The following is a 12,648-nucleotide window of genomic DNA, read 5'->3' as shown; positions in this document are numbered from 1 at the left end:
TCATTTTATTACGTCGGTTACCTTAATTTCGCCTCATGACAGACAGAAAACAAAGTCCGCCGGTGCTGGATGCCGTCAATTTCAATTACCAGCTGCAGCCACTCCGCCGGGAGGCCTTTTCCAACCATATTCCCTTGTATTGGCTCTGCGCCGGCACACAGGAAGTGGTGCAGGTGGAATGGGTGTTTGAAGCCGGACTGTGGCAGGAGCAGCAAACGGCAGTGGCGCAGGCTACGGCAGCTTTGCTGAAGAACGGTACTGCCCGCCGCAGCGCGCTGGAGATCAATGAAGCCATCGAATTTTATGGCGCTTCGCTCAAGATAGCGGCCAATAATGACTATACGATAGTAACCCTTCATACGCTTACCCGGCATCTTGCCGCCCTGCTGCCTGTGGTACGGGAAATCCTTACCGAAGCTTCCTTTGCCGCCACAGAGGTAGAAACCTATGTACGCAATGCGCAGCAGCGGCTGGGTATCAGCCTGCGGCAATGCGATTTTGTCGCCAACCGGCATATCGATGCTTACCTGTTTGGAAAAGCACATCCCTATGGGCGCTTTACCGAAGTAGCCGACCTCCTGGCTTTAAATACGGCTACCCTGTCTGATTTCCACTGCAAACATTACCAATCGGGCAATTGCCGCATCTTCATGGCAGGAAAAATTGACAAAAGTCATGTTGCTATGGTTGATGAGCATTTCGGAAGGGCGCAATGGGGCGGTAGTGAAATGGCTCCTGCAAATGAGCATACCACAAACCCAGCGGCAGAGCGGCACTACCGTATTGTCAACGACGAGAACGGGGTGCAGGGCGCCGTTCGCATTGCCCGCAACTTTCCCACACGCAAGCACCCCGATTTCTCCCCCATGCTGGTACTTAATACCGTATTCGGCGGCTATTTCGGTTCGAGGCTTATGGCCAATATCCGCGAAGAAAAAGGATTTACCTATGGTATCTACTCGCAGATCTATAACTACAAATGGGACGGCGCGCTGCTGATCGCCACAGAAGCCGGGCGGGAAGTATGTGAGCAAACCGTAACAGAAATCTACAAGGAAATGGACCTGCTGTGCCAGGAACGTGTAAGCGAAGAAGAGCTGCTGCTGGTGAAGAACTACCTGCTGGGCAATATCCTGGGCGACCTCGACGGACCATTCTCCATTATGCAGCGCTGGAAGAATATCGTGCTTAACGATCTTCCTGACGATCATTTCGACAGCAATATTGAGATATATAAGACCATAGGCCCTGACCGCCTGCGCGACCTGGCTGGTAAATACCTCAACCGTCCCGATTATTACGAGCTCGTGGTGATTTAATCCAATTCATGCGAAAAGGTTACCTTTACAGCCTTATTTTAATACAGCAATATGCAGTTTTTAGATTTTGAAAAGCCACTGGAGGATCTGAACAACCAGCTGGAAAAGATCAAATCCATAGCGGAGAAGAACCAAGTAGATATGTCGGCTTCGGTAAAAGAGCTGGAAGCCTCACTGGAGCAGACCCGCAAACATATATATGAGAACCTCACGCCCTGGCAAAGGGTGCAGTTGAGCCGCCACCCCGAGCGGCCTTATACTAATTATTATATCAGCCGCATCTGCAACAAGTTCACCGAGCTGTTCGGCGATCGCAATGTAGCCGATGATAAGGCCATCGTAGGCGGCTTTGCCGAGATCGACGGCGAACCGGTAATGGTGATCGGGCATCAGAAAGGGACCAATACCAAAATGCGCCAGTTGCGCAATTTCGGCATGGCCAACCCCGAAGGTTACCGTAAGGCATTGCGCCTGATGAAGCTGGCAGAGAAGTTTGACCGGCCCATCGTTACGCTGATCGATACGCCGGGTGCTTATCCCGGCCTGGAAGCCGAAGAGCGCGGACAGGGCGAAGCCATTGCCCGCAACCTGTTTGAAATGGTCAACCTGCGCGTACCGGTGATCTGTATCATCATAGGCGAAGGCGCCAGCGGCGGCGCGCTGGGCATCGGCATCGGCGACCGTGTGGTCATGCTCGAAAATACCTGGTACACCGTAATTTCTCCCGAGAACTGCTCTACTATCCTGTGGCGCAGCTGGGACTTCAAAATACAGGCTGCCGAACAGCTGCACCTCACGTCGAAGGATATGTCCGGCTTTGGACTGGTCGACGGTGTGCTGCCCGAGCCCGTAGGCGGCGCACACAGCCAGCCCGAAGCGATGGCCAACACCCTGAAGCAGTATGTGCTGAAGACCCTCACCGAGTTGAAGAAGATCAATCCCGACAAACGGATTGAGCAAAGGATCGAGAAGTTTTCCAATATGGGCTTCTACGAAGAGGTATAAAACAATAACACTGATATAAAGCAGAACAATGTTTGAAGGCACCGGCGTCGCCCTGGTAACGCCCTTTACAAAAGACAATACTGTTGACTACTCTGCCCTCGGCCGTATCATCGATGCCGTAACCGAAGGCGGCGTGGACTTTCTCGTGGCCCTGGGCACCACTGCCGAAACACCGACCTTGACAAAGGCGGAGAAAAAGGAAGTGCTGCTATATATACTCGACCATAATGCCGGCAAGCTCCCCATGGTGGTTGGTATCGGCGATTACAATACGCAAGGCTTGCTGGATACGCTTGCCGAATATCCGATGGATCGCGTGGCCGGTATCCTGAGTGTAGCGCCTTATTATAACAAGCCTTCGCAGGAGGGATTGTACCAGCATTTCAAGACCCTGGCGCAGGCAACCGATAAGCCCATTATCCTTTATAACGTTCCCGGCAGAACGGTAACCAATATTCTTCCCGACACGGTATTGCGTCTGGCCAAGGATTTCAAGAACATTGTCGCCATCAAGGAAGCCAGTGGCAATATGGCGCAATGTATGGAGTTGGTAGCGAGAGCACCCGAGCGATTCACGGTGCTTAGCGGCGATGATAACCTGATCCTGGCGCAAGCTGCCATTGGTATGAAAGGTGTGATCTCTGTTGCCGCCAATTGTTACGCCGCTTCCTTCTGCGCCATGGTAAAGCATGCGCTTCGTAATGAAATGAATGAAGCGCGCCGACTGCATTACGAGTTGCTCGACCGCATCAACCTGCTGTTTGCCGAGGGTAATCCCACCGGTGTAAAATATGCCCTGCACCTGCAGGGTCTTTGCGAAAACGAGCTGCGCCTGCCCCTGGTACCCGCCAGCGAAGGCTTGCAGCAGCAATTCAGGAATGCCTGATGTTTTGAAAAATGATTATAAGAAAAAGCATCCTGTACGATCGGGATGCTTTTTGTTTTAGGACATGAAGCCATATCTCTTACTGGACATTGATGGTGTATTGGTCACCACACCCTCGTGGAAACAGCCCGAATTGCTGGAGGATGGGTTCATGCTATTTCAGAAAAATGCTGCAGCAAACCTGGCGTATTTATTATCTCTCGCAGAAATACAGCTGGTATTGGTCTCCAGCCACAGGCATCGCTATCCCATCGCTGAATGGCAGCGACTGTTCGCCAACCGGAAGATCCATCCCCGGTCAATTACCTTAATGGAAAGCATTTTACCGGGATTCCCTTCACGGAAAATGGAGATAGAGGCGTGGCTAAATAGGAATCCTGGCGCCAACTTTATCCTGATCGACGATGACAGCAGTTTACAGGCATTGGAACCTGCGTTAAAATCCCGCTGGGTCCAAACCTTTCCGTTGAAAGGATTTGACGACGAAGCGCTTGAAAAGGCGAAGATTTTATTAGGCCTTATGTAGCGCAGAAAAATAATAAAAAGAGACTATTTGAAAAGGTCTCAAGCCTGCCCACATTGAGCGATTCAAAATGTAAACAGGCTTGAGACATAATTTTGGAGACTGCCTCGCTTCAGCTTACCGGATCAGGGTAATGTCTCCCTTGAAGGTATTCTCTGTATCGTTGGTACATTTCGTATATACCCTGAAGAAATAGGTACCGATATCCACGGGCTTGCCCTGGTAGGTGCCGTCCCACTTGCTGTTCACACTGATCGAGGTAAACAGCAGCTGGCCGTAACGGTTAAAGATCATCATCTTGAAATCTTTGGGATTGCCAATGGTCTCGGGTCCGAAGCGGTCGTTAAGTCCGTCGCCGTTGGGGCTGAAGGCATTGGGGATCATCATCTCGCAACAGGCCTTGGTCTCTATGCTCACCTTCGCTTCGCTCTCACAGGCATGTTCATCTTTGGCGAGCAACCTGATAACGTTCACCTTTTCCGAAAGTACGATATGCTGTTGGGCATCATTGCCGAGGTCCTGGTCATTCCATTTCCAGTCATAGTCCTGTGCGCCCTGCGCCGTAACCGTTATGGTGTCGTTCACACAGGGTGTTTCATCGAGGTTCCTTACGATCACCGCCTGACCAATATCCCATACCGTAAGCTCCAGGTTGAGTACCGAGTCGCAGCCGCTGGGCATGTTGAAGCTGCGCGTATACAACCCCGATTCCTTATACGTCTCACCCATCCAGGTATAGGTCTGGTTGGCGCAGATACCGGCCTTCAGGGTATCCCTGTAAGTGGTCAGTATCCTGATGTTCGTGGTACGGTAAGCACTGTCGCAACCACGTGCGCTCAGCAAGGTATCCTTTACAGTGGTATTGCTGGTATACAAAATGCCTTTGAAATGTACCTGCCCGCAACCAGCGCTATCTCTTGGCAAAAGTGTCACAGGCGTCGGCGATATATGCAGCGACAAAGTGATGATGCTGTCGCAGCCGGCTACAGAAGTGAACGGGTGTGGATAGCTGCCGCTGCTGGCATAGCTCTGTCCCAGCCAATGGAAAGGTGCCTGGGCATAGCAGATGCTTGTATCGATGGTGGCGGTATAGACCTGCTTTATAGTAAGGTTAAGCGTTGTAATACTATCGCAGCCGCCTGTAGCCATGGTGGTATACTGGGCTGCCTGGCTGCCACCCGCCGTTACGCTGACGCCATTCCAGATGTAAGGCAGCTGGTTAGCGCATAGGGTAAGGTACACCGTATCCCTGATGGCCGGCACTACGGCCAGGTTCAGGATGGTGCTGCTATCGCAGCCGGTTATCGCCGAAGACACTGTATAGACCGCAACACCGCTGCCGGCAGCAGTTACCGTGATGCCGTTCCAGTGGTAAGGCAGCTGGCCCGAACAGATGGTAATGTTCCGCACTGTTGTCAGCACAGGGTTGATATTGAGGTTGAGCGTCGTAATGCTATCGCAGCCCGAGACCATCGATGTAGTAGTATAGGTAGCCACTGCCGTACCGCCGGTATTGACCACAATACCGTTCCAGGTATAGGGCAGCTGCCCGGCGCAGATCGTTTGGTTCCTGGTAGCGTTGATCACGGGATTCACCTGCAGGTTCAGCGTAGTTGTACTGTCGCAGCCGGTAAGCAGCGAGGCTGTGGTATAGCTCGCTACAGCGGGACCTCCGGCAGTAATGATATGACCGTTCCAGCTATAGGGCAATTGCACAGTACAAATGCTGACATTCTTCGTTACCTGTATCAGCGGGTTCACTGTAAGGTTCAGCGTGGTGGTGCTGTCGCAGCCGCTTACTGATGAAGCTGTAGTAAAGGTCGCCGCGGCGCCACCACCGGCCGCTACAGAAAGCCCGTTCCAACTGTAGGGCAGTTGGCTGGCGCAAATGGTACGGCTTATGGTTGCTGTCAATACCGGGTTTACGGTAAGGTTGAGGGTGGTAGTGCTATCACAGCCGCTGCTGGCCGATGTAGTCGTATAGGTGGCCGCATTGGCGCCACCTGCTGCAACGCTAAGCCCGTTCCAGCTATAAGGCAGCTGACCCGAACAAATGGTACGGCTCACCGTTGCGGTAAGCACCGGGTTCACGGTAAGGTTCAGGGTGGTAGTACTATCACAGCCGGTCTGCGCCGAGGCCGTTGTAAATACTGCAGCTGCTGTACCGCCGGCTGTTACGGTAATACCATTCCAGCTGTAAGGCATTTGGCCGGCGCAGACGGTACGGTTTACCATTGCGGTAAGCACAGGGTTCACCGTAAGATTCAAGGTGGTAGTGCTATCGCAGCCGGTTGCAGCCGATGGCGTAGTGAACACCGCGGCCGACGGGCCTCCTGCAGTTACGGTAATACCGTTCCAGGTATAAGGCATTTGACCCGCGCAGATAGTCACACTACGGATTACTGATGGCGAAGGATTAACGGTCAGGTTCAAGATGGTGGTGCTGTCGCAGCCGGTGAGCAGCGAGGGCGTGGTAAAAGAAGCTGTTGCAGTGCCGCCGGCGTTGATGGTTTGTCCGTTCCAGGCATAAGGCAGCTGACCCGAGCAGATGCTTCGATTCACCGTGACCTGTACCGGCTGATGCACCACCAGGTTCAATGTTGTGGTACTATCGCAGCCGGTAAGCAGCGACGGTGTCGTAAATGTGGCCACCGCTGTACCGCCGCTATTGATAGTCTGCCCGTTCCAGCTCAGCGGAAGCTGGTTAGCACAAATCGCTATGCTGATGGTATCTCTGGGCAGGGGATTGACGGTAAGACTGAGCGTGGTCGTGCTGTCGCAGCCGCTTACGGCTGACGTACTGGTATAGGTGGCTGCAGCAGGGCCGCCGGCATTTACATTAATGCCATTCCATACATAAGGGAGCTGGGCAGCACATACAGTGGCGGTAACGGTGGCAGTAAGGGTATTGACCACATGCAGGTTCAGGCTGGTAATACTGTCGCAGCTATTCGCACCGGTAGCGGTAAAAGTTGCTGCGCCATTGCCCCCCGTCGTTACGCTGAGGCCATTCCAGGCGTAGGGCAGCTGGCTGGCGCATATGGTGCGGTCGACGGTTACTACCGGTACCGCGTTTACGGTAAGGTTAAGTATCGTAGTGCTGTCGCAGCCGGTTACCAGCGAAGGAACGGTATGGGAGGCGATATAAGCGCCGCCGCCATAGATCAACTGGTTGTTCCAGCCGAAGGGCAGCTGGTTCACACAGACTGTACGATTGTCAAAAACAGTAATAGGCGGATTGACCCTTATGGTAACTGTTGCCGGCGTTCCGTCGCAACCGCCATTGTGTGGGGTAATGGTATAGGTAACGGTACCCGGCGTTCCGCCCGTGGTTGTAAGTATTTGTGCTATCGTATTACCGGAGCCGGCGCTGGCGCCATAGGCGCCGTTCTGCTGCACGGTCCAGCTGAAGGTAGTGCCTGCTATTGGCGCCGTAAGCTGGATAGCCGTTGTTTCGCCGCTGCATAGGGTATCGCTTATGGGTGTGGCGGTAACAGCAGCGTAATTGACGGTCACCGGTAGGGAATCGACAGTGGCATTGCCGCAGGCATCGGTAATAATGGCGTAAATGGTATGGTTCAGGATATTGGGAAACGTGATGCTGGTCGACGCACCGGTACCTAGCGAGGGGGTGCCGGAAGCATTAAAGCTCCAGTTGTAGTTATAAGGCGGTACACCGTAGCTGGCCCAGGTGCTCACGTAAATGGAGTCGCCCATACAAATATTATTGGCTGTATAGCTGATGGGCTCAACCGGGTCGTTAAATTCGACTGTCTTGGCCCTGATGGTCATCACCCAGGGTGCAGAGGCGCCGATACAGTTATTATCGCAGCCTGTTGCCCCTTTACAGCTACGGAAGAACTGCATGGTAAAGTCCATATTTTGCGGCGTACAGGAGGGAGCGGGAAAACAAGCCTGGATATCATTGGTAATGGGTACCAGGTTCATAATGGTAGGTCCCGAAGTCTGCGACTGATTGGTAAAATAGCCTGTAGTGCAGTTGCCGGTGCGGAACCGCACCGCACCGTCGGAGCCGAAGCAGGGCGCCGTGGCCAGGTAGGTAAAGGAATACAAGGCACCGGTCACAGTGGTGCCCGGCGGAATCGCCACCGACATGGTATAGTTACAGGAGCTGTCAAAGCTACAGGAAGCATTGTACCGCGAACCGGTAATGGCAGCCGCGGCTATAGTGGCCGAGCCGGTTACGGTGGGATCGATCACGAGCTCGTGCCCGTCAAGATGGGTGCTGATCCAGCTATAAGGCACCAGCACATCCATCGTATTATCTTTTATAGCATAAGGCGTGGTGATCACTTCTTCCTTACCCGCGCCCTTTGGGTAGATCACCGCTTCATTTACCTTCAGCACGGCAGTATTACCCGAATAGATCTCTAGCTTACCTACGGCCGAAGGCCCGGTAATGCCGCCGGCAAAAGAAACCTTTGCGGTCGTGGGTGTCTGGTACCGGTCCCGGAAAATAAGCTGGTCAAACAGCCCATAAGCATTCCGTTTGATGATAAAGCTCGTTTTTATGGTACCACGGTAGACCCGCAGCTCGGCATCTATGCCTTTGAAGATATCGTGGATCAGCAAGCCGTCGGCGCCGGCGCTATAGTGGCTCCAGTCGGCCTGGTCCAGTTGCACCTCGCCGGCGCCGGTCCTGGCATACAGTACCCAGCTGTTAAAGTAGACCTTACCCTGGGGCGTGTGGATAAAGCTACGCTTTTCAGGTACGTCGATACCGACCGGTTCGGGGTAAGAGCCCGATAGATAATGGCCGGGAGCAACAGCATGCAGCTTGTCGTCTATAGTGAGCCATTGACCATCTTTGAGTCGGTGAAGGTCGCCCAGCGATTTCTGAATGAAGATCTCGGAAGGATCACTAAGACTTCTGAAGACGCGCTCATCGGCCTTGCGCCGGTCGAGGAGCTCCACACATCCGGCAGGCGATCCCTCCGGAAGTATTCCGAATTCAGGGTGTTTGTAATGAGCCGGACGGTTAAACTTTTTCCAGGCCTCGGAGTTGCTTACCTTTTTTGTAGAAAACGACGAGAAATTAGGCGCTGCCGTGCCAATACGCGTATCTGTCTGGCCGAAGGTAAGAACGGGGCACAGACACGCAAGCACGAGCAACAAGCGCCTTATTGCAGAGCTGGTCATGATATTTGGTCAAGAAAGATTGGTTCAGATATAAAATTAGAACATTTAAGGAAAGTTTATAATTATCTTAAAGGTTCTTTGCCTCTCTTGACACAATATCAAATTACATTACAGAAAAATATCTTCGTTTTCGCTTGCAACAGGGAGTCTTAACCCAATCATATATCAAAAAAAATTCTTCTTGTTATTATGATTAATTCTTGATGAATTATGCCTTTTCACCTCATGTTTTATAGATCGCCCAACTGCGGGCGCAATATGATGTGCTCCACAGTGGCCTGTGCTGACAGGCTATAGGTACTCCAGAGGATGTCGGCTATGTCTTCCGCTTTCATAATGCGTTCGGGGGCCACGCCACTGCCGCTCCAGCTGTTACTCCATACGGCGCCGGGACTGATCGCCGTTACTTTGATGCCATCATTCCTTAGCTCATAGCGCAGGTTTTCGCTAAAGCCCAGCAAAGCATATTTGGTAATACTATAGGCGCCGCCATTGGGATACGCCTGTAATGCGGCTACGGAGCACAGATTGAAAATATGGCCCGAGCGATGCTGTTTCATAGAAGGCAGCAGGGCACGGGTGAGATGGTAAGCGCTGTAGAGATTGGTGGCCATAAGGCCCTCCAACTGATCGTCGGGCTCAGTGGCGAGGTTGCCTGGAAAATAAAGGCCGGCATTATTAACCAGTATATCGATCCTGCGGAAATTGTTGAGGATGTTGCGTGCAAAGTCTTTTACCTGAACCTTGTCGCGCACATCCACATTTTGCATAAATACTTTTCTTTCGGGGTATTGCCGTTCCCATTCGTCATGCAGATCGCGAAGGTTATTCGTGGAGCGTGCGCACACCGCCACATCGAACCCTTCCTGCAATAGCTTTTCTGCTATCGCCCGCCCTATCCCTTTGGTGGCGCCGGTAATAACTGCTGTTGGCATACGTTTTATATTTTAAGAGCGCTTATTTTTTTATGCTTGCAAAAGTAACTTTTAAGGATGTTGTTTGTTGTCTTGACTTTTAAGTAAATGTATTGGCTGCTGGTTAAAAACGGGGCCATTCATAAAAAATAACTTTTCCTTTTATTTGATCGCCTTTGCTTATATTGCCTTTCGATGCGTATTGGTTTCCGACATATAGTGCTGTTGCTTTTTGTATGTACCGGCGTTCATAATTCCCAGGCTCAGTCGGGAGAGCCGGCGCCCAGGAAAAGGACTTTTATCGGTTCCATTATTTACGGTATCCGTACCAGCTTTGGTAAGGACACCACAGGCAGAAGAGAAAGTATAACGATATTAAATACCGATGCGCTGCTGCCCTACGAGGGAAGGATCATCCGTAGCATACGCACCGAGCAGCTGGGCTTCGAAAAAAACATCTCCGACTCAGCGGGCAACTTCATCTACTTTGGCACCAGGGCGCTCAATGCCGTTCATGCCACTTCGAGGGATCGGACCATACGCCGTAATGTGTACCTGCAAACCGGAACGGCTTTCAACCCTTACCTGGCCGCCGATAACGAAAGATACCTGCGTACCATCGGCTTTATCCAGGACAGCCGTATCGCTATCGACAGCAGCACCAGCACCGCCGATTCGGTCGACATTATCGTCACCACCAAAGACCTGTTTGCCTACAGCCCCTCCACCGGCGGGCTCAGCCCGCTACGACAGCGGGTAGGTCTTACCAATATTAACCTGCTGGGTACAGGCCAAAAGCTTTCTTTCAGCTACCTGCACGATTCCCGCCGCGACCCGGGCAGCGGCATCGATGCCGGCTATGGCTACAACAACATTGCCGGCTCCTTCATCAATGCCAATTTTAATTTCAGCAAGATTGCCCGCAATATCTACGATAGCAGGGAGGATGAAGAGAACTTTATGCTGCAGCTGGACAGACCGCTGGTATCGCAATATAAGCGCCTGGCAGGCGGGCTTAGCGTAGGCAAGGGCCGGTCGATGAACCTTTATCCCAATTACTACGGCGGCGATTACTACCGGTACGATTACGGCGTAGGCGATGTGTGGGTCGGCTATAACCTCGGCGCCCGGAAATACCTGAACGACCAGAAGCTGCACGTAAAGAAATTTATCGGCATCCGTTACTTCAATTACAATTTTTTCGAAACACCCTACCAGGTCAACGATAAGGTATTTGATCAGCGTTTCAATTCGCGCCAGGGAATATTGGCCAGTCTTACACTGTTCCGCCAATACTATTACAAGACACGTTATATCTACGGCTTCGGTATTACCGAAGATATTCCGGCGGGTTTCAATGTATCCATCACGGCGGGCTGGTACAAACAATTGGACCTGTCGCGGCCCTATCTGGGCGTAGATGCATACCGATATATTGTTACCCGCAAAAGAGATATCGCCGGTTTTTTTGTACGTAGCGGTATGTTCCTTAACCAGGGAAGTATTGAGGATGCTAGCCTTATGTTTGGCGGCAGCTTTTTTACCAGGGTGCTGTTTGCGGGCAACAAGAGAATACGGCAATATTTCAGGGGAAGCTATTCGGCAATCGTCAACCGGGTTGCCCTTAATCCGCTCCGCATCAACAATACCCTTGGCGTGCGCAACTTCAACTCCGATCTGGCTTCGGGCAACAGCCGCTTTGCCCTGCGTAGCGAAACCTTTATTTTCCTGCAGGAAAAATATTTCGGCTTCCGGCTCGCGCCTTTTGCTTCGGGCGACTTCGTCTACCTGGGCAACAACCAAAGCACTACCGATGCTTCGGGGATCTTTTATGGCCTGGGCGGAGGTATGCGCGCGCGAAACGAGAACCTCGTCTTCGGCACCTTTGAGCTGCGCGGTATCATTATTCCAAGGAAAGGCACGGGCGACAACCGTTTTAAGATCAGTGTGGCCGTCAACCTGCAGTTCCGCTACAACAGCAGCTATGTAAGCAAGCCCGATATTGCAGAGCTGAACGGCGATGTTACGGGCGATATCTACTAATCCGAAGGGAGGCTTATCTTCGCAGCGTCTCTCTATCCAGGCAAAACTTTATTATAATCCATGCAGGACATTGTGCTCAACTGGAGCAGCGGCAAAGATGCCGCGCTGGCCCTATACCACCTGCTACAAACCGGAGACTACCGGGTACGCAGCCTGCTGACCAGTCTTTCGGAGGCCTACGGCAGGATAAGCATGCATGGCGTAAGGGAAGAGGTGCTGGAACGCCAGGCGAAGCATATGCAACTGCCCCTGCAAAAGATCTACCTACCCGAGGATGCAGATATGGACACTTATAACCGGATCATGGGCGATACCGTAGCAGCCATTAAACAAGCCGGTATCGATACGATGGGCTTCGGCGATATCTTTCTGGAAGACTTGAGGGCCTACCGGGAGCAACAACTGGCGACCGCAGGCATGAAAGCCCTGTTTCCTTTATGGAAAAAGAATACGGCCGGGCTGGTAAAAGAAGTGGAAGACTGTGGCATTAAAGCCCTGATCGTATGTGTAAACGACCGTTATCTCGATCAAAGCTTCCTGGGCAGGTTTATCGGACGCGACTTACTCGCCGATCTGCCAGATCATGTCGATCCCTGTGGTGAGTATGGTGAGTACCATTCATTGGTGATCGACGCACCTTATTTCTCTGCACCTTTGCCCGTAACGCCCGGTGAAACGGTTTTCCGCGAGTACCGGGTAAATGAGGACAGCAGGCAGGGATTTTATTTCCTGGATGTACTACTGAAGGATGAAGCATCGTGATATTCATAGATATCAGCAGATGATCTGATGATTTTC

At 52.1% G+C, this 12,648-nt stretch carries 8 protein-coding genes; 6 read left to right on the top strand and 2 right to left on the bottom strand.

Annotated features, from left to right (window positions below; genetic code table 11):
* Nucleotides 1-35: 35 nt before the first annotated feature.
* From DZK30_RS10205 to DZK30_RS10190, 4 genes are all read left to right on the top strand, one after another.
* Nucleotides 36-1,319 carry a M16 family metallopeptidase gene (locus DZK30_RS10205; protein WP_118974049.1) on the top strand — a complete coding sequence of 428 codons (1,284 nt, stop codon included), beginning with the start codon at nucleotides 36-38 and terminating at the stop codon, nucleotides 1,317-1,319.
* Nucleotides 1,320-1,370: 51 nt separating this feature from the next.
* Complete coding sequence (locus DZK30_RS10200) at nucleotides 1,371-2,324, top strand: acetyl-CoA carboxylase carboxyltransferase subunit alpha (protein WP_118974048.1); 954 nt, start codon at nucleotides 1,371-1,373, stop codon at nucleotides 2,322-2,324.
* Nucleotides 2,325-2,352: 28 nt separating this feature from the next.
* Complete coding sequence (gene dapA / locus DZK30_RS10195; RefSeq protein WP_118974047.1) at nucleotides 2,353-3,210, top strand: 4-hydroxy-tetrahydrodipicolinate synthase; 858 nt, start codon at nucleotides 2,353-2,355, stop codon at nucleotides 3,208-3,210.
* Between the two features lie 64 nt (nucleotides 3,211-3,274).
* Nucleotides 3,275-3,736, top strand: a complete 462-nt coding sequence (locus DZK30_RS10190) for an HAD domain-containing protein (RefSeq protein WP_118974046.1) — start codon at nucleotides 3,275-3,277, stop codon at nucleotides 3,734-3,736.
* Between the two features lie 114 nt (nucleotides 3,737-3,850).
* Here the strand turns inward: DZK30_RS10190 and DZK30_RS10185 are convergent, their stop codons facing one another.
* Together DZK30_RS10185 and DZK30_RS10180 are read right to left on the bottom strand one after the other, a co-directional pair.
* Nucleotides 3,851-8,893 carry a T9SS type B sorting domain-containing protein gene (locus DZK30_RS10185; protein WP_118974045.1) on the bottom strand — a complete coding sequence of 1,681 codons (5,043 nt, stop codon included), beginning with the start codon at nucleotides 8,891-8,893 and terminating at the stop codon, nucleotides 3,851-3,853.
* 230 nt (nucleotides 8,894-9,123) lie between these two features.
* The gene (locus tag DZK30_RS10180; protein ID WP_118974044.1) at nucleotides 9,124-9,828 is read right to left on the bottom strand and encodes an SDR family oxidoreductase; all 705 of its coding nucleotides are present in this window, start codon (nucleotides 9,826-9,828) and stop codon (nucleotides 9,124-9,126) included.
* A gap of 174 nt (nucleotides 9,829-10,002) precedes the next feature.
* Between DZK30_RS10180 and DZK30_RS10175 the strand changes: the two genes are divergently transcribed.
* Together DZK30_RS10175 and DZK30_RS10170 are read left to right on the top strand one after the other, a co-directional pair.
* Nucleotides 10,003-11,850, top strand: coding sequence for a BamA/TamA family outer membrane protein (locus DZK30_RS10175; RefSeq protein ID WP_118974043.1), 1,848 nt, complete (start codon nucleotides 10,003-10,005; stop codon nucleotides 11,848-11,850).
* 60 nt (nucleotides 11,851-11,910) lie between these two features.
* Nucleotides 11,911-12,612 carry an adenine nucleotide alpha hydrolase gene (locus tag DZK30_RS10170; RefSeq protein ID WP_118974042.1) on the top strand — a complete coding sequence of 234 codons (702 nt, stop codon included), beginning with the start codon at nucleotides 11,911-11,913 and terminating at the stop codon, nucleotides 12,610-12,612.
* Nucleotides 12,613-12,648 lie beyond the last annotated feature (36 nt).

Source organism: Taibaiella koreensis, from assembly GCF_003545715.1.
GTDB lineage: Bacteria > Bacteroidota > Bacteroidia > Chitinophagales > Chitinophagaceae > Taibaiella > Taibaiella koreensis.
This window is presented reverse-complemented; position numbering and strand designations above follow the sequence as displayed.

Bases quoted from the DNA above. Each gene is read 5' to 3' on its own strand.
- DZK30_RS10190 (WP_118974046.1), top strand. From the start codon at position 3,275: ATGAAGCCATATCTCTTACTGGACATTGATGGTGTATTGGTCACCACA.
- dapA (WP_118974047.1), top strand. From the start codon at position 2,353: ATGTTTGAAGGCACCGGCGTCGCCCTGGTAACGCCCTTTACAAAAGAC.
- DZK30_RS10180 (WP_118974044.1), bottom strand. From the start codon at position 9,828: ATGCCAACAGCAGTTATTACCGGCGCCACCAAAGGGATAGGGCGGGCG.
- DZK30_RS10175 (WP_118974043.1), top strand. From the start codon at position 10,003: ATGCGTATTGGTTTCCGACATATAGTGCTGTTGCTTTTTGTATGTACC.
- DZK30_RS10170 (WP_118974042.1), top strand. From the start codon at position 11,911: ATGCAGGACATTGTGCTCAACTGGAGCAGCGGCAAAGATGCCGCGCTG.
- DZK30_RS10205 (WP_118974049.1), top strand. From the start codon at position 36: ATGACAGACAGAAAACAAAGTCCGCCGGTGCTGGATGCCGTCAATTTC.
- DZK30_RS10185 (WP_118974045.1), bottom strand. From the start codon at position 8,893: ATGACCAGCTCTGCAATAAGGCGCTTGTTGCTCGTGCTTGCGTGTCTG.
- DZK30_RS10200 (WP_118974048.1), top strand. From the start codon at position 1,371: ATGCAGTTTTTAGATTTTGAAAAGCCACTGGAGGATCTGAACAACCAG.